The organism is Citrobacter sp. FP75, from assembly GCF_018342065.1.
GTDB lineage: Bacteria > Pseudomonadota > Gammaproteobacteria > Enterobacterales > Enterobacteriaceae > Citrobacter.
Genome location: NZ_JAFDOE010000005.1, coordinates 307,455 through 325,328, shown reverse-complemented (window position 1 = coordinate 325,328; position 17,874 = coordinate 307,455). Strand labels below are relative to the sequence as shown.

Below are 17,874 nucleotides of genomic sequence, written 5' to 3'. Positions count from 1 at the left end.
ACAAAACAGATTAATTTTAAGTGAGAATCGAAGCGATTTCCGTGGGAGGGTGAACGGCGTAATTTTGCATAACACCGCATAAAAACAAGCGTTTTACGTAAATGTAAACATTAATAACGGTGCGTAACTTATTGGCATGGATGATGTTTTGATGGCACGCTGTCACTCTCCTCTTTCGTGCAGAACTTTTTAATCAAATGAGTAAGAATAAGTATGTGTAACGCTATACTTACACATTTTTCTATAATCAAGTTACCTTTCACTTGAAATAACGTTCCATTTTTAATCTCTGTTATTAACAGTTTCATTACTATTGTTGCTTTATTTTGCCGTTGACATGTTTTTACACTGACTGCATATTTCATCGCCATAAGCGTGTGATTGCGTTCAGGAGTTAAAAATGCCTTCCCGAGATTATCCCGATATTCGAAAACCCAGGGGGAGCCGATCGAAAGATATGGTTCTTTTAAGCGCCCGTGTCGATACCTCCTTGTGGGAATATGTACGAACGTTGGCATTTGAAACAAGAAAAAGTAAACAAGATATTATTGCTGAAGCATTAATGTTACATCGTTCTGTTAATGAGAGTGAAAGTCTCGAGTAATTACTCTGTATCTGGGTTTATTTAAAACCCAAAATGAAATATGTCTTGCCACTTCATTATTACCTTTATCGGTATGTTTTTTGGTGTGTTATTGATTTTCCCCCTTAATCCATAGGGGACTTTTTTATGTAGGCGTTCTGCCTTCATAACAAAGTTGATAGCAAAATTCACAATTAAAAGTGAGTAAAAAAATGAAAAAGACAGCTGTGGCATTAACAGTGATGGTATTAGGGGTAACCTCCGTTCATGCAGCGGAAATTTATAATAAAGATGGCAACAAGCTGGATCTGTACGGCAAAGTCAAAGCGGTCCATTCCTGGACTGACGGCACCGACGCTGACGGTACCTATGCGCGCCTGGGTTTCCGTGGCGAGACACAAATCAACGATCAACTGACCGGTTATGGCCAATTTGAAAGTCAGTTTGATGCCTCTAAAGCAGAAGGTTCTCAGAATGGTGTTAATACACGTCTGGCGTTTGCTGGCCTGGATTATGGTCATGACGTCAGTTTTGACTACGGTCGTAACTACGGTATTGCTTACGACGTGGGAGCTTACACTGACGTTCTTTCCGAGTTCGGCGGCGACTCCTTTGAAAATACTGACCGCTTCCTTACTACACGTACTTCTGGCGTCGCAACACTTCGCACCAAAAATCTGTTTGGCGCCGTTGATGGTCTGAACGTTGGCGCGCAATATCAGGGCCAGGATGATACCAACGCTGACCCGGCGAAACAGCACGGCAATGGCTACGGTTTCTCTCTGGGCTATGACAATATCGCGGATTCCGGCGTGTCTGCCATTGCTGCCTACACAAACAATTCAGTGACAGCGAAGCAGAAACAAAGCGGTTGGAATGGCGAAAATGCAGAATTTTGGGGCGCTGGCCTGAAATATGATGCCAACGCCATCTACGTTGCGACCCTGTACGGTGAATCCCACAACCTGATCCAGGATGCGGACAAAGCGCAGCACTTTGAAGCAATGGCAGCCTATGTGTTTGATTTTGGGCTGCGTCCGAACGTGGCTTATGTTCATACGCGTGATACCGACAATACTGACCTGACTGAATATGTGGCGTTGGGAACAGACTACTACTTCAATAAAAATATTGTGGCTGATGTGGGTTACAAAATTAATCTGCTGGATGGCAAAGACGACGACAACCAGGTTGTGGCAGGTCTGACCTATCAGTTCTAAGTTGTAGTGATGATATGAGAAAGGCGTTTTTAGTCAGACGCCTTTTTTACGTGCAGTTGATAGTTATAATTATTTTTTAAGCCGTGACGTCTATTTCCCCAGATATATTGTGGCTGTTGAAGATTATATTCTTTTAGCGGTGATGAATCGCTGTTTGTATAATTGTGCGGCGCTAATCAGCGCGGCGAAAAGCAGCGCCGCCGCACCACACAGTGTGGCGTTGACGATGGCAATTGCGCCGCTTCCCAGCAGGCTGGTTAATAGCGGTCCGAGAATTTGTCCAATGCCGTAAGTCAAGGTGACAAGACCCAGCAGATTAATATTGCGCGGCACGCTGAGCTGGCGAGCGAGCGGCATCACCAGCGAGGTGGTGCCCATAAACGTGGCGCCAAAACCGATACTGCTGAGAACCAGCAGGAGCAACGAGCCGCTGGCGAGTGTTAACACCACGCAGGCGCTTTGGATCAGCAGATTGACCGTCAGACATTGCAGGACTCCCCAGCGTTTGGCTGCCCATAGCCAGCCGAAACATCCCGGAATAATCGATATGCCGACCAGCGACCAGAGATGGGCCGTCAGCAGTGGCGATCCGGCGCTTTTCGCCATCAGTGGCAGGTAGGTGGCGACAATGATGTAACCAAATCCGGCCAGCCCGTACAGCAGCGCCAGCAGCCACCAGGACATCGGCTGATGTTCCGTTTTTACCGGAGTCGTGGCGGGGAGCGCATGGTCGCGAGAGGGGAGCAGCACGGCGAGTAGCAGGAACAGCAGGCCAGAGATGGCTCCAGCACCCAGCCACAGTGTGTGCGATGACAGCGCATGGCGTAAACCGGCGATGACATATTCATTGCCGAGAAAAATACCGGCACCCACGCCGGAGAACAGGGCCGCGATCACAAACGGGTGACGAGTGTGGTGCAGGACAACCATCGAACCAAAGATCATCATTCCGGCACTGGCGACGCCTGCCAGAAAGCGGATCAGCATTACCAGCGCAGGTTGTGTAAAGCTGGCCATCGCCAGAATCAGTCCGGCGGTGGCGAGTGCAGAAGTTAACAACATTGGGCGTAGGCGTGAGGGCTGGTGGAACAGGTCGAAGGAAAAGAGCAGGCTGCCCGCCAGATACCCGGCGTAGTTGGCGCTGGCAATCCATGAAAGCTGGTCAAACGTAAATTGACCTTCCGACAGCAGTACCGGCAGCATTGGGGTATACAGAAAGCGCCCAATCCCCATACCCAGCGTTAAGACCAGCAGACCAAACAGCGCAATGCGGATGGCATGATGCTTTGAATCTGGGCTTCCCTGGGGCATACGAATTCTCATTTCACGTAGTCAGTTTGATGATTGTTATATTACATGTGTAAATGATAATTAAAAGTTAAATAAAGCGGACTCGTTCCCTTTCTCCTTAAAAATTCGCCAGCGTCAGCAGGGACGGAATTTGTGACAACAGATAGAGCACCAGCCCGATAGAACCGCCAACCAGCGTGCCGTTGACGCGAATAAACTGCAAATCTTTGCCGATGTTGAGCTCAATTTGCTGCGACATCTCCCGCGCATCCCAGCTTTTCACCGTGTCGCTGATGTGGCGCGTCAGGAAGGCGGCGAACTCCGGCGCGATCTTTTGCGCGGCCTGCTCCAGATGCTCGTTCAGCGAAGCGCGCAGGGCGCCGTCGGCAACCAGCGTTTCACCAAACCACTGCCCGGCGCTGGCGATGCGTTGCTTCACGCGGGAATCGTCGGCGTTAATGTCGGTTTTCACCCACTGGCGCAAGTCTGCCCACAGTTCGCCGAGATAACGGTTAAAGGCCTCGTCCTCTTTCAGGTAACTTTTGAGGCTTTCCGCGCGTACGGCCATCTCAGGATCGTTTTTGAGTTTGTCGATGAGCTTAAACGTGGCGCGATCGAAGGCGTGGCGGATCTGATGCGCTCGATCGTGGCTGATGTCGTCCAGCAGGGAGTTGACCGCGTCAGAGACCAGTTCGGCGCTGTGCTCGCCCAGCCATTCGGTCGGCAGGATCTTCGCTTTCAGCGGGTGCTCGGTCTCCAGCCAGCGCACGACCTGCTGGGCGATAAACGCCCGCGAACTGTCGCGCTGCAGCAGGGCGATCAGTTGTGTAATCAGCGTGTCGAGCAGCACCTGATGGCGATTGTTTTTGGTCATGCTTTCCAGCATGAGTGCACTGGTGCCGGAGAGATCAACCTTGTCGATGGCCTTGTGCACCGCGCGTTTGATCAGCCGCTGGATGCGGGCGTCGTCGGTCAGTTCCAGAAAACCGCTCATGATTTGCAGCAGATGCTGGCCGATGCGCTGGGCATTCTCCGGCTGGCTGAACCAGTTGCCGATCAATAGCGCCGGTTCATGGCGACGGATCAGCGCCACCAGGGATTGGGTATCGAGGAATTTCTCTTGCACAAACTGACCGAGATTTTCGCCGATTCGGTCTTTATTGCGCGGGATAATCGCCGTATGGCGCGAGATAAACGGGATCGGCACCCGGCGAAAAAGCGCCACCACGGCGAACCAGTCCGCCAGCGCGCCGACCATCGCCGCTTCGGCAATCGCTTTGATCCCGAGTACCCAAAAGTTGGGCGGCAAAAACAGCGTGATGACGAACGTTGCGGCAGCGATCAGCAGCAGAGAGAGCGCCAGTTGCTTGGCGCGTTTGAGTTCAGCAATTTTATTCATAGACTTAAGGATAGAGCCAGACGGGGCGATCGCGCAAAAATTGTGGCGCGTCTCCCATTTTTAGGCGAGAAGCGTTTATCCTGGGATCCAGTTGTCCCACGCCGGTAAGGGACCGAGTTCCGCCACCAGAAAATCGATAAACGATCGTACCTTCGGATTGCTGTACTTGCTGGGAAAATACAGCGCATACAGGGCGTGGGTTTCACAGGTGATGGTGCCGTCGAGCATCAGCGGCGTGACCTCCTCTTTTTGAATATGATCGCCAATCAGATAGGTGGGTAAATACGCCACCCCCTGATCTTCTAGCACCGATTTCAACAGTACCAGGCTGCTATTGGCCTGGATCGGCATATGCAGTTTTAATGGGTGCAGACGATCCTGCTCATCTGCCACTTTTAACATTGGCGTGAGGCCGGGGTAGACGAGGCAGTCATGATTCACCAGGTCGCTGCGACGCTGGGGCATGCCTTTTTTAGCGAGGTAGCCGGGCGACGCGCAGTAAGCCCAGCGGATGGGCACCAGCTTGCGCATTGCATAGTTCTGCGGTGGTGCGGTGGAGATACGCAGGGCGATGTCGAAATCGGTTTCGTTCAGATTGACGAAATTATCGTTGAGATCGATGTACAGATTCACATCCGGGAACTGAGCGCGATATTTATCCACCAGGTTTACCAGCCGTGAATAACCAAACGCAATGGAGCAGGTAATGCGTAATTCACCCTGCGGGCTGTGGTAATAACCTGATGTGGTATTCAGCGTTTCATCAAATTCTGTCAGTAACTTATTGGCGCGGTTAAATAAATATTGCCCGGCATCGGTCAGGGTAATACTGCGGGTGGTGCGTTTAATTAATGTCGTCCCCAGCGTATCTTCCATCGCCGTCAGGCTTTTGCTGACCGCCGACGGCGAGACGTTGAGTTGCGCTGCGGCTTCCGATAACCCTCCGCAGTCGACGATTTTGACGAAAAATTCCAGATGCTTGAGTGAAATCGGCGTGCCCATAGTTTCCTTTGATTCACAAGTGATTTGCAAAAACGGTACGAATAGGCCGTTACATTCGCATTTTAAACATGTAACTATTGAATCACAGGAAACAACTCGCTAGCAAAATGAAAAAATAACAACTTAAGTGAGTTGCGTCACAAAATATAAGGAGGCAACGCGAAAACTCATCAAATTGTGAATTTAATCTCATTTAATATTATTTAAAATTAAAAGGTACCGATTATGTGGTCACGACTCGAACCCTACAGATCGTCGATTATTTTATTATTTGCTCTGGTGATTGGCGGCTTACTAGGTATTTATGCACCATCTTTTGCCAGTACACTCCAGCCAATAGGTCAGATATTTTTAAACCTGTTATTCATGATAATTGTGCCGCTGGTGGGGATCAGCGTCATGTCTTCTATCGCCAGTATGACCGACCTGAAAAGGTTAGGCCGCATTATGGCGATTATCTTTATCGTTTCTATCGCAATGGCTTTTATTCCGGCTGCCGGGATTGTGGCACTGGCGCTATGGTATAACCCGGCGCAGGGCGTCACTATCGATCTCTCGCAGTCTGTGCAGGCGGGCAGCGGCAAAATGGATTTTGTCAGCATGATCACCACCAGTGACTTTATCGGGCTGTTCTCTAAGTCCAATATTCTGGCACTGATCGTGATGGCGATTATTGCCGGTGTGGCAATTGGCCAGTCGGATCAGGCGGGTAAACGCATTGCGTCGCTGCTGGAAGATGCCAATACCGTGATCATGAAGATTGTCTCCATCATTATGAAAGTGGCGCCGATTGGGCTTGGCTGCTATTTCGCCGCCACCATGGCCAGCCAGGATTCTGCTTTGCTGTTAACCTTTGCCCGCGCCATCGGCCTGTTTATGGTCGCCACGCTGGTCTACTTTGTTTTCGGCTCGATTCTCTATTCGTATATTGGCGGCGGTGTTCCGGCGGTCAGAGCGTTCTGGCGCAATGCGATTGAACCATCCGCGACCGCGCTGGGGACCTGTTCTTCACTGGGGACGCTACCCGTGACCCTGCGCGCTGGTAAGGCGATGGGGATTAACCCGGAAATCGTTGATGTGTCCATTCCGCTATTGGTTAACCTGAACAAAGGCGGCGTGGCGATGATTGCTGCGCTGAAAATCGTCTTTATCTATTCCGTGCTGGGCATGGAGTTCACCACTGAGACCTTCTTCCTGACGATGCTGATTGCGGTGCTCTCCGCCATTATCGTCGGCGGCGTACCGGGCGGGGCGTTCCTCGGTGAAATCTTTATCGTGACTACGCTGGGCCTGCCGATGGAAGCGATCCCGATGCTGGTGGTGTTGGGCACCATTACCGATGCGCCAGCCACGCTGATTAACGTGATCCACGATTTGAATGCGGCACAGATTGTCGAGCGGTTTGCTGGAAAAAAGCAGACCAACGCTGAAATAAACTCTACTGCTGCGGTGGTATAGGTTTTCACACGGATTAAGAAACAGGAGATGTTATGAAAGACGCAATGAAGCTTGAGACGCAATTGGTTGTTGCGGGTCGCGACAAACGTTATACCCAGGGAGCGGTGAATCCGGTTATCCAACGCGCCTCTTCGCTGGTGTTTGATACCGTGAAGGACAAGAAATTCGCCACCGCCAATCGTGCGAACGGCGAGCTGTTTTACGGTCGTCGCGGGACTTACACCCACTTTGCCTTCCAGAAGGCCATGAGCGAACTGGAAGGCGGCGTTGGCTGTGCGCTGTACCCGTGCGGCGCGGCGGCGGTCACCAATGCGATTCTGGCGTTTGTCCAAAGTGGCGATCATATCCTGATGACCGGCGCAGCCTACGAGCCAACCCAGGATTTTTGTAATAAGATCCTGAGTAAATTCAACGTTGAAACTACCTATTACGATCCGCTGATTGGCGCGGGTATTGTCGATCTTCTGCGTCCTGAGACGAAAGTGGTGTTCCTCGAATCGCCGAGTTCAATCACCATGGAAGTGCAGGACGTGCCGGGAATGGTGAAGGCGATCCGCGCGGTCAATCCGGAGATCGTCATTATGATCGACAACACCTGGGCGGCGGGCGTGCTGTTTAAAGCGCTGGATTTTGGTGTGGATATTTCCATTCAGGCTGGCACGAAATACACCATTGGGCATTCCGATGGCATGCTGGGGACGGCGGTTTCCAATGCTCGTTGTTGGGATCGCCTGCGTGAGAACTCCTATCTGATGGGGCAAACGCTGGACGCCGACACGGCTTACAATGGCAGCCGTGGATTGCGCACCCTGGCGGTACGCCTGAAGCAGCATCAGGAAAGCAGCATCCATATTGCCCGCTGGCTGTCGGCAAGGCCGGAAGTGGCGCGGGTGAACCACCCGGCATTACCGGAATGCCCGGGGCATGAGTATTTTCAGCGTGACTTTGCCGGAAGCTCGGGCCTGTTCTCGTTTGTGCTGAAAAAGCGACTCACCGACGAGCAGATGGCGAATTTCCTCGATAACTTCTCGCTGTTCCATATGGCCTATTCATGGGGCGGATTCGAGTCGCTCATTCTGGCGAATCAGCCGGAGGAGTTGAATAGCATACGCCCAGCCGGGGATGTTGATTTCAGCGGCACGCTGGTCAGGGTGCATATTGGCCTCGAGGATATTGGCGACCTGATTGCCGATCTGGAAGCCGGATTTGAGCGTATTGCATAACGTAATGTGATTAATGCCGGATGACGTTGATGAACGTTTATCCGGCAAGTTTTGACGCAGAAGCTTTATCAATATCAGTTTTCATCTCATACAAATAGTCAAAACGAATCATATGAAATCAAAATAGATCATTTTTTATCAAAAGTAATCTTTGTCACAATTTTTATCATCTCTCACGAGTAGCATAAACGCGGATTTGCTGTGTTACTTTTGCATATAAGGGATGATGAATTTATGACGTTGAATGAGCTGTTCACAAGGACGCCACCTGAGCGTCGTCGCTACGGTGTCGCGGTATTGATTGGTATCATTTCAGGCGTACTGTCTGCATTTGTTAAGTGGGGAGCCGAAGTTCCCCTTCCGCCCAGAACGTTTTCTCTGGGGCGAAATGAGTTTAATCCGCCGTATCTTTTTCTCAGAGACTATTTTGGTATCGACCCCACGCAAACGGTCTATACCTTTTCTGAACATGTGATCAATCCCGTTATGGTCACGCACATCATATTTTCATTAGTGTTTGCAGTGGGTTATTGTGTCGCTGCTGAAATTTTTCCGAAGGTTAAACTTTGGCAGGGGATTTTAGCGGGATTGATCGTGACAGTGGCTGTTCACGGTATCTTTATTCCTGCGTTTCATCTTTCACCCCCCTTGTCCGAGATACCGTTTGATGAATATGTTTCTGAAATAGTGGGGCATATTTTTTGGTTTTGGGTGATTGAAATCATTCGTCGTGATCTGCGTAATCGGATCACGCATCAACCCGATGCTGAGATCCCGTTACATCCTGCCAGACAGTAAAGAGCGCCAGCATGGACGGCCCCCGCACCATTAAGCACTGCAGGGGGGCATTCACAATAAAGGTTTAGCTCTCAGTAACTAGCGCCGTTGCCTCGTGCTGATGTACACGCTTCAGTAAACCTGCCAGCGTGAAAACAACGGCAATACCCGCCATAACTGCCAGCAGGTGAAACGAAATCCTGCCGCCGTTAAACCACAGCCAGCGTCCGATTTCGACCGACACTGCCATCACCGTCAGGATCACCATATTCAGCGACGCGGAAACCGTGCCCTTCGGTAAATTGTTGGAAAACAGCGTAAAGCGAAACAGCGTCGGGAAGATCATCCCAATGCCAAACGCATACAGGCTGGTCCCCAGCACTGACCACAGCCAGACGTGCGGCCACAGTAAATTGCCAGCAATTAGCACCGCCAGTCCGCTTAGCTGAATGGGCGCGGCCCGCCAGATAAACCGCGGTCGGGTTGGATCCTTCACAAAACGAACCACCACCATATTGGCAACGATCACTGCGCCAAACACCGGAGCCTGCGCCCACGCAAACTGCGATGTGGTCATGCCGCCCGCATCAATCAGGATCACCGGTGAGACCGCCACCCAGCTCATCATCGGGATATAGCTCAGCGACAGCGTGGCTGCGCCAAACAGGAACACCCGGTTGCGAAAAACGTCGCGGAAATCACGCAGTACGCCGCGCGCGCTGAACGGCACCGCGCTGCGCTGGACGGTTTCCGGCATTGCCAGCAACAGGCCAACAAAGGCGATAAGCCCCATGGCGGCAATAATGGCAAACAGAAACTTCCAGTGGACAAAGTGCATCAGCGCCGCCCCGGAGAGTGGGCCAATAACCGGCGCAACCAGCACAATGGAGGTGATTATCGCCATCAGCTTAATGGCCTTCGTTTGCCCAAACGCCTCCTGCACCGTGACATAACCCACAGTGGCGATAAAACAGATGCTGGTGCCCTGCACGAAACGCGCAACCAGAAATTGCGTCATTGAGGTGGTGAACAGCGTGGCCGCGCAGGCGAGCGTAAAGATTAACGCCCCCGCGATCAGCACTGGTCGGCGGCCAATCCGGTCGGAAAGCGGGCCTAACAGCCATTGCAGCGCCATGCCGCCTGCCAGATAAAGGCTGACCGCAGCTGGCGCCAGGCTGACATCGGCGTTGAAATCGCGCACCACATTAATGATGCCAGGCTGGATCAAGTCCGTCGACAGATAGGCGGCGAAGTCGTACAGAATCAGCGCGATGGGGAAAAATAGCGTCGTGGCGCGTTGGGAGAAAAACGCGAAAATCCGTTGCATAAAACAGCTCCTTGTCGGGAGAAAACCCTCAACGGGAATAGCGAAATTCAATACCGTCTTTGAGACGTCAGACCTATGGCAGAAAAAGCAGACTGCAAATGTACTGAATTTCATGTAATCAAAATGCTGCCCGCGCGTGGCGCAAACAGGAGAAACGTTTTCAGACTCGGGTCAGAAAACGTAACGATTACAGGTAACAATCAGCACATCGCACCTCGGGAAGAATAAGTTGAACGGATAATAGTCATTCGCAGTGTAATGCGGACTGGATATTAATTAAACGAATTTATCCGCTTTATTTGCAGAAAATCGCCACGCTTAACAGAGAGTGACGCTCTGCAAAAACCGCAGCGCGATTGCACTGCCGAAGACGATCAGTACACCCCCGGCGACACGCTCGATCCAAAGGATCCCTTTGGTTAGCCGCTGTTGGATCTGCGGTAAACCGATGAACATCACAATCAGCAGATCCCACAACAGCACCACGCTGGTCATCCAGATCCCGCTCACGGCTTGTTGCAGCAGCGTCACCGATGGGCCGAGCAGGGCGGTCATCAGCGCCAGATAAAACAGCGCATTTTTTGGGTTGAGCAGCGACGAACCTAGCCCCAGCAATAGCTGTTTGCCAAACCCAGGTCTGGTAGACAGGCCGTCTGCTCCGGTCAGAGTTTGCGGGCGGCTTCGTACCAGCAGGCTGCCAATCCACAATAGATAGAGCGCGCCCAGCAGCTCAATAACCGTAAACAGCAGGGGAAGCTGGCGCAGGATCCCCCAACCAATAATCGCCAGCAGGATATACAGTCCATTGCCGATGGCGATACCCACACACAGCCCGGCACTGCCTCGCATCCGGTAGCGTACGGCGTAACCGACCAGTAAAAAGAAGTCCGGCCCGGGGCTCAGCAGAGCGACAAAATGTGCCAGCACAAGAGCGGGGAAAGCAGACGGAAAGAGTAATGAAAGCAGCGACATAGCGACCTCAGGAAATGAGCCTGCGATCACCCTACGCCTGACATCACGCTATTTATTGTCTGATATTGATCGCCCCAACGCGTACTGGCGCGGTGTGGCTGCGGTGTAGCGGACAAAGGTGCGGTGGAAATGGCTCTGGTCGGCAAACCCGCTCTGATAGCCGACATCGGCAATCTCGTCCCCGGCACGAAGCCGCCTGCGGGCAAAGTCAATCCGCAGGATGTTCAGATAACTTGCCGGTGTGAGTCCGGTGTCCTGCTTAAAGGTACGGATCAGCGTTTCTTTACGCATGCTGCACTCATGCGCCAGCTCGTCCAGCGAGGGCGGGGCCAGCAGGTTGGTCTGCAACCGTTCACGCAGATACTGGCTGGTGGCGCTTAGATTTTCTGGTGTTGCCGACTGCAATGGCAGCGAGCGCAGCAATGCTTGTGCGGCATTAGTTATCTGCATCGTTTGCCGTTGCTGCATAAGCGCCACAAGGTTTACATAGCGCTGGAATAATTGCGGATCGTGGATAACGGGATCGCGCGTGCAAAGCTGCTGATTACAGTTCAATGCAGGCAGATGGGCAAGACACCATTGGGCGTCAAGATAGAGCATGTGGTAGCTGCGAAACCGCCCGTTAACGGGGTTGCAGCTGTGAGGCGCCAGTGGTGGGATCACAATCAGTTCGCCCACTTTCAGGTGGTAATCCTTGCCATCGCACAAGCAGCGCGTTTCACCCTCAAGAATTGCCCCGATTGAGAGCTGAGAGTGGTGATGACGCTTATATGCCTGTTGGCTTTGCCAGGTGCTGCGCAGCTCCAGCCACGGGAGCTGTTCATCACGCCAGAACGATTGTGGAATATCCCGGGTGTGCGTCACATCGCGTCCTCCTTGAAAGTGATGGTTTGTTATAGCACAGGCAGCGTGATGAAAAAGCGGGAATGCGTATTGAAATAGTGATTCTGCGTGATGCGTTCCAGACAAATGCAGACGTTGCAAAGAGACGTTTTTATCTCTGAAAACGTCTCGCAAAGAGAGAAAGTTGCAGGTGAGGATGTGGCTGGTTGAGCAAATTGTTTCTCTGCCCGCACCATGCTGACCGACGGCATCGATATCAGCACGGTGCAAAAGATTACCCGGCTATCCGCTGAGGATATGCATAATTTAAGCCATTAGATATGAGCGGAACATTCAGTCGCCAGCTCGGTAGCACCGGGCGGTCCTGATTTACTCCATCGCTACCTTCACCGCTTCCCCGAGTTTTTGCATCACTTCCCGATGCTTCTCGTTGGGTGGCAGCGCGCAGTTGATGCGCACGCAGTTGCGATACTTTCCGGATGCGGAGAACAGTGAACCCGGTGCGACCTGTATTTTCAGCCGACAGAGCTGTTTGGCCACGCAGACCATATCGACCTGTAGTGGCAGTTCGACCCACAGCATAAAGCCGCCTTTTGGTCGGGTGACGCAGATCCCACAGGGGAAGTATTCGCGCACCCAGCAGGTGTAGATTTCCATATTTCGCTGGTAAATCTGGCGCATGCGTCGGACATGGCGATGATAGTGGCCTTCGCGCACAAAGGTTGCCGCCGCCAGCTGCGTAGCGGGAACGTTGGTGCCGATAACGGCATATTTTTTATGCAGAAGTTTGTCATGGTAGCGGCCCGGAACAACCCAACCCACGCGCAGGCCCGGCGCTACGGATTTGGTAAACGAACTGCACAACAGCACCCGACCGTCGATATCCCAGGAGTGGATGGTGCGCGGACGCGGATATTCTGTTGCCAGCTCGCCATACACATCGTCTTCAAAAATAACAATATCGTGGCGCTGAGCGAGGGCGAGGACCGCCCGCTTGCGTGCATCTGGCATAATAAATCCGAGGGGATTATTACAGTTGGGGACCAGGATCACGCCTTTAATGGGCCACTGATCCAGCGCCAGTTCCAGCGCTTCAATACTAATGCCGGTATCCGGATCGGTTGGGATCTCAATAACCTTAATCCCTAAGCCGCGCAGGAGCTGCATCGTACCGTAATAGGCGGGGGATTCTACGGCGACGATATCTCCTGGCTGGCAGACCGTCAGCAGTGCCAGCGACATTCCGCTCTGGCTGCCGCTGGTGATCACGATATCATCCGCAGCCACTACCGATCCGCCGTCCAGCATCAGACGGGCAATCTGATTACGCAGTTCGCGGCATCCGGCCAGTTCGTCGTAGCCCAGCACCGCGCCTAAATTGTGCTGCACTACGCGGCTTAATTCGCGCCAGAGCGGTTTCAGGCTGGGTTGATTGATATCGGGGACGCCGCTGCTGAAAGGAATTATCGATTTGTCTGCATGACCTGCCAGCATGTCCAGCACCTGATCCCACTGGGTTATCTCCACCGGACGCTGGACCGGTCGCGACATCAGCGGTACGGGCGGCTGCGCTTTTTGCGGCGCGACAAAGTAACCGGAACGCGGCTGCGGGGTGATCAGCTGCCGCTGTTCCAGCATCTGATACGCCTGCTGTACGGTACTGATACTCACCCCGTGCTCCTGGCTCAGGCTGCGCACCGACGGCAGTTTCTCACCATGGCGATACAGCCCCTGCTCAATGCGTTCGGCCAGTAGTGTGGCCAGATGTTGGTAACGCGTCATGCTGTATCCCTCGTTGTTGCCATACAGATGGATAAACCAATACAGAACGGTGGAAAAAACAGTGTGCAGATACTGTTTTAACCAATCTGTATGTTAAATAAAAGTACTTTTTGAGTCTGTATTGTTTAGCGGTAAATCCGCGAAGATAAAGCCTCTGACAAGGTGAGGAGGTGGGGTATGGAATTTCACGAGAACCACGCAAAACAGCCGTTTATTGGTTTGGTGCAGATCTGGCAGGCGATTAAACGCTGGCACCTGCGGGCGCAAACGCGGCGTATATTGCAGCAAATGAGTGACGAGCGACTGCGGGACGTTGGGTTGCGACGCGATCAGGTGGAGTGATGGTGCGGTGTTGATATCCCCCTTCACAGACTGAAGGGGGAACAGGGGTTATTTCTGCCTGCGTGTCTTCGCTGAAATCACGTCGATAAACTCCTGTACCTGCTGTTGCTTACGCGCGGACAGCTTGCACACCCGACGCAGCGACTGCAATAACGCCGGTTCTTCCGGCTCCGGCAGTTTTGCCGTCAGTACAATGCAGCCTGGCATTACTCTGACATCGAATGGGGTTCCGGTGGTAAAACCGGCGGCTTCCAGCCACTGGCCTTTCATAATAATTGCCGGAACATGCGTGTAATCCGGATAACGACTCGCATAGCTGACGGTACCCAGACGATTATTTGCCGGGGAGACTTCTGGATCTGTGAATTCTGCAATAGAATGCGGGGTAGTCATGGTCTCTATTCCTATTCCAATAGTGATTGTGATTAGCGAGGCGCTCGTGTTGCAGCACGGGCGTCTTGCGATAAATACCTGTGCATATCATCAGTAAATAAAAGAAAAGTCCAGCTAAAAACAGAATGTAATAAGAGCGATTTGGAATAAGTAAGATATATTTTTGCGGGTTATAAAAGGGCGTGAATATATAAAAGCGCACGCTTCCGGTGCGCTTTTATCAGAATTATGCTTTTTTACGCGAGGCTTTTTTACCGCCGCTGGCGGCGCGTTCAGCCTTAATTTTTTCCAGCAGCGCGGCGGCGCTGTTTTCACCGCTGATCAGTTCCGGGTTTTCAGCACGCCACTGGGCGGTAAGCTCGCCGCGGAATGCCTTCGCCAGAATCGACTGGGTGAGGCTGTTGACGCGGGTCAGGGCGTTGTTGACCTGCTTTTCGATGGTATCGGCGTAGGCGAAGAGTTGTTCGACGCGGCGGACGATTTCGTGTTGTTCTTCTAATGGGGGAAGTAAAAAACTAAGTCCTTTGATTGATGTCTGGTTAATAGTATTTTGTCCTGCACTTGTTGATAAACTATTGCGCAGATAAAATCTACCCTCGCCTTCATTTGCAATATAAGTTAAAAATCTAGACATGATTTTATTCGAATCTAAGCGTAAACGTATAAAATGATCGCAGAATCCTTCAATATCACCATTTGACTTATATTCAATAAATCGACCAGCTAAGTCCGCACTTCCATTCACTCTTATAACCAAAATATCATTATCGGCTAAGGAATATTTATTTTCTTCCTTAGCATCTAACTTTATTTTCCTTTCATTGCCAATTATACGTTGAGCATCTTTAAAATCGGCCAATCTCAAAATAGTAATTTCATTACCATTTAATCCTTGTCTTTTAGCCAGCCCATTACAGGAATCGACGATCAAGGCCCCGAGATTTGTACTGTACCAGTCAATAAGACTATGGCTGTTTCTAGAGGCATTTGTCAGTTTTCCACTCACTGCCGCCGCCAACACCGCCTGACGAAAACGTTTCAGGATTTGCGGGATTTGCTCAAGACGTGCTTTGGTGTTGCCCACCTGCGCCAGCAGTGTATCGAGCTTTTCGGCGATGATTTTTTGTTCGAAAAATGGGGGGAGATTAATTGAAAGAGCCTTCAAAACCTCCAGACGTATTCCCTTTACCGTTGTCCCGGTCCCTAAACTTTCGATTAGCCGCGCCTGCGAACGGTACCAGTGAATAAAGAAATTACGATCAACTCCGCTAGATAGGAATAATGCTTTTAAGTCCTGGTTAATTGCTGAATCAAAAGATGCTGTAACAATTTTCCCCAAGCTCATACGAGTTGCAATAATCGGTGTCCCAGCAGGAATTATATTTGTACTGCTATTTTCTACCGCATCATTGGTAATATGGTCGACAGTATCTGTAAGGGTATGTTTATTCATATCCTTGACACTCATCCACGGAATATCACCTTGATAATACTCAGGGACTGCTTTGCTTGGAGTACCTCCGCCAATAATAGTAAGAAGTATATTATCCAGTTCGCTTTGTACCCACCCCTCCGGCAATTTCCCCGCACTCATGCCTTCACCTCACCAAACGCTTCTTCCAGCAACTGACGCTGCGCATCCGCCTCATCCCCCGCGCCCAGCTCGCGCATCAGCGCATCCAGCTCGCCCAGCGCCTGCACCAGCTCGCCCATTGCCTCTGCCGCCAGCACGTCCGGCTCCGGCAGGCTGTCGGCGTCGATGCTGTCCTTATCCTTCAGCCAGGAGATATCCAGCGAATCGGATTTGGCGGTGCGGATCCACTCGCGGCTGAAGCAGCGCCAGCGGCTGGTGGTCAGGTGCTGCTCGGTGTCCTGGTTCTCTTCGCTGTCGGCCACGTCAATCTCGCGGGCGTTAAAGCTCCACTCGCCTTCAGTGCGTGGGCTGTTGCCGCGCGGATTGTCGCCAAACACATCCTCAAACGGTTTGAGATGTAGCTCGGTAAAAGGTGTGCGCTTACCGAAGCTCGGCATATTGGTGCGCAGGTCATAAACCCAGACGTTTTCGGTGCAGTTCTCTTCCTGGTATTTATCGGCGTCGGTACCTTTGGTGAAAAACAGCACGTTGGTTTTCACGCCCTGCGCGTAGAAAATCCCGGTTGGTAAACGCAGGAGGGTATGCAGGTTGCATTTGTTCATCAGGTCGCGACGTACGTCGGCACCGACCCCAGCTTCAAATAGCACGTTATCAGGCAGCACAACGGCAGCACGACCGCCCGGCTTCAGGTTGCGGTAAATATGCTGCAAAAAGGCCAGCTGTTTATTGCTGGTGCTGTAGGTAAGGTCATCGCGGGTAATACTGGCTTCTCCACCCTTGGAGGTACCAAACGGAGGGTTGGCTAAAATGATATCGGCTTTCGCCAGCGACTGCCCGGCCATGCCCAGCGCGTTGCCCTGATGTACCACGCCTTTTTCATCGCCTTCCATCCCGTGCAGCAGGCAGTTCATCAGCGCCAGACGACGGGTAGATGGCACCAGCTCAACGCCGATAAAGGCTTTATTCTTCTGGAACACGCGCTCTTTGTCCGACAGATCGTACAGGTCGTCGGTATTGGCCTTGATGTACTGATCGGCGGCAATCAAAAAGCCCGCAGTACCGGCGGCAGGATCCTGAATCACTTCGCCCGGCTGCGGTTTGATGCAGCGTACCATGCTGTTGATCAGCGCACGCGGGGTAAAATACTGTCCGGCACCGGACTTGGTTTCACCGGCGTTCTTTTCCAGCAACCCTTCATACAGATCACCCAGACCGTCTTTCTGCGCGCTGAACCAGTCGATCTGATCCAGCGAGCGGATCAGCTGCTCCAGGTGGCGCGGCTCGCGCAGGCGCGTTTGCGCATCGGCATAAATCGCGGTGATCAGCGGGTCGGCGTGGACCAGTTTGCCTTCGGCGTCTTTACCGGTAGAGAGCTTCAGCAGAATTTGTTTGTAGTCGTTCAGCAGGTTAAGACCGGATTTGCTGTTTAAATCGCTCCAGCGGCACCCTTCTGGCAGGATGTGTTTATCCAGCGTTTCCGCTTCGGTGTTCTCGTGCACCATCTTGATAAACAGCAGTAACACCAGCTCGGTGACGTAATCGCTGTAGTTGATACCATCGTCACGCAGGACGTCACAAAGATTCCAGAGTTTCTGAACGATTTCGTTGTTACTCATAACTATTCCGGTTAAGGCCGGTTACCCGGCCTGTCTGTAAAAAAATTATGGGG

Annotated in this window: 16 protein-coding genes; 6 read left to right on the top strand and 10 right to left on the bottom strand. The window is 51.9% G+C overall.

The window, feature by feature from the left end; translation table 11 throughout:
• Positions 1-400 precede the first annotated feature (400 nt).
• Positions 401-604 (top strand): hypothetical protein, encoded by a 204-nt coding sequence (locus JQ822_RS18305; RefSeq protein ID WP_213134656.1) that lies wholly within the window; start codon positions 401-403, stop codon positions 602-604.
• Positions 605-795: 191 nt separating this feature from the next.
• On the top strand, positions 796-1,803 hold the full coding sequence (locus JQ822_RS18300) for a porin (protein ID WP_213134655.1): 1,008 nt from the start codon (positions 796-798) through the stop codon (positions 1,801-1,803).
• Positions 1,804-1,926: 123 nt separating this feature from the next.
• Here the strand turns inward: JQ822_RS18300 and JQ822_RS18295 are convergent, their stop codons facing one another.
• The 3 genes from JQ822_RS18295 to JQ822_RS18285 form a co-directional block, all read right to left on the bottom strand.
• A complete protein-coding gene (locus JQ822_RS18295) occupies positions 1,927-3,114 on the bottom strand; it encodes an MFS transporter (RefSeq protein WP_213134654.1) in 1,188 nt (395 codons plus the stop codon).
• A 97-nt stretch (positions 3,115-3,211) separates the two neighbouring features.
• A complete protein-coding gene (locus tag JQ822_RS18290; protein ID WP_213134653.1) occupies positions 3,212-4,492 on the bottom strand; it encodes a DUF445 domain-containing protein in 1,281 nt (426 codons plus the stop codon).
• A 75-nt stretch (positions 4,493-4,567) separates the two neighbouring features.
• A complete protein-coding gene (locus JQ822_RS18285; protein ID WP_213134652.1) occupies positions 4,568-5,494 on the bottom strand; it encodes a LysR family transcriptional regulator in 927 nt (308 codons plus the stop codon).
• A 225-nt stretch (positions 5,495-5,719) separates the two neighbouring features.
• Between JQ822_RS18285 and JQ822_RS18280 the strand changes: the two genes are divergently transcribed.
• From JQ822_RS18280 to JQ822_RS18270, 3 genes are all read left to right on the top strand, one after another.
• The gene (locus JQ822_RS18280; RefSeq protein ID WP_213134651.1) at positions 5,720-6,952 is read left to right on the top strand and encodes a dicarboxylate/amino acid:cation symporter; all 1,233 of its coding nucleotides are present in this window, start codon (positions 5,720-5,722) and stop codon (positions 6,950-6,952) included.
• A 32-nt stretch (positions 6,953-6,984) separates the two neighbouring features.
• Positions 6,985-8,175: a cystathionine beta-lyase gene (metC, locus tag JQ822_RS18275; protein ID WP_213134650.1), complete on the top strand. Its 1,191-nt coding sequence runs from the start codon at positions 6,985-6,987 to the stop codon at positions 8,173-8,175.
• A gap of 234 nt (positions 8,176-8,409) precedes the next feature.
• On the top strand, positions 8,410-8,973 hold the full coding sequence (locus tag JQ822_RS18270) for a YagU family protein (RefSeq protein WP_213134649.1): 564 nt from the start codon (positions 8,410-8,412) through the stop codon (positions 8,971-8,973).
• A 64-nt stretch (positions 8,974-9,037) separates the two neighbouring features.
• On the opposite strand, the gene mdtM is transcribed toward JQ822_RS18270, so the two are convergent.
• The 4 genes from mdtM to JQ822_RS18250 all read right to left on the bottom strand — a co-directional run bounded on the left by mdtM (position 9,038) and on the right by JQ822_RS18250 (position 13,876).
• Entirely contained in the window at positions 9,038-10,279 is a 1,242-nt protein-coding gene (gene mdtM / locus JQ822_RS18265) for a multidrug efflux MFS transporter MdtM (protein WP_213134648.1), read from the bottom strand.
• Between the two features lie 318 nt (positions 10,280-10,597).
• On the bottom strand, positions 10,598-11,251 hold the full coding sequence (locus tag JQ822_RS18260) for a LysE family translocator (RefSeq protein WP_213134647.1): 654 nt from the start codon (positions 11,249-11,251) through the stop codon (positions 10,598-10,600).
• 48 nt (positions 11,252-11,299) lie between these two features.
• Positions 11,300-12,115, bottom strand: coding sequence for an AraC family transcriptional regulator (locus JQ822_RS18255; protein ID WP_213134646.1), 816 nt, complete (start codon positions 12,113-12,115; stop codon positions 11,300-11,302).
• 348 nt (positions 12,116-12,463) lie between these two features.
• Positions 12,464-13,876 carry an aminotransferase-like domain-containing protein gene (locus JQ822_RS18250; protein WP_213134645.1) on the bottom strand — a complete coding sequence of 471 codons (1,413 nt, stop codon included), beginning with the start codon at positions 13,874-13,876 and terminating at the stop codon, positions 12,464-12,466.
• Positions 13,877-14,053: 177 nt separating this feature from the next.
• On the opposite strand from JQ822_RS18250, the gene JQ822_RS18245 reads away from it, so the two are divergent.
• On the top strand, positions 14,054-14,218 hold the full coding sequence (locus JQ822_RS18245; RefSeq protein WP_213134644.1) for a DUF1127 domain-containing protein: 165 nt from the start codon (positions 14,054-14,056) through the stop codon (positions 14,216-14,218).
• A 48-nt stretch (positions 14,219-14,266) separates the two neighbouring features.
• On the opposite strand, the gene symE is transcribed toward JQ822_RS18245, so the two are convergent.
• The 3 genes from symE to JQ822_RS18230 form a co-directional block, all read right to left on the bottom strand.
• Positions 14,267-14,611, bottom strand: a complete 345-nt coding sequence (symE, locus tag JQ822_RS18240; protein WP_213134643.1) for an endoribonuclease SymE — start codon at positions 14,609-14,611, stop codon at positions 14,267-14,269.
• Between the two features lie 226 nt (positions 14,612-14,837).
• Positions 14,838-16,205 (bottom strand): restriction endonuclease subunit S, encoded by a 1,368-nt coding sequence (locus tag JQ822_RS18235; RefSeq protein ID WP_213134642.1) that lies wholly within the window; start codon positions 16,203-16,205, stop codon positions 14,838-14,840.
• Positions 16,202-17,821, bottom strand: a complete 1,620-nt coding sequence (locus JQ822_RS18230; RefSeq protein WP_213134641.1) for a class I SAM-dependent DNA methyltransferase — start codon at positions 17,819-17,821, stop codon at positions 16,202-16,204. Before JQ822_RS18230 ends, JQ822_RS18235 begins: the two co-directional genes overlap by 4 nt.
• Between the last annotated feature and the right edge of the window lie 53 nt (positions 17,822-17,874).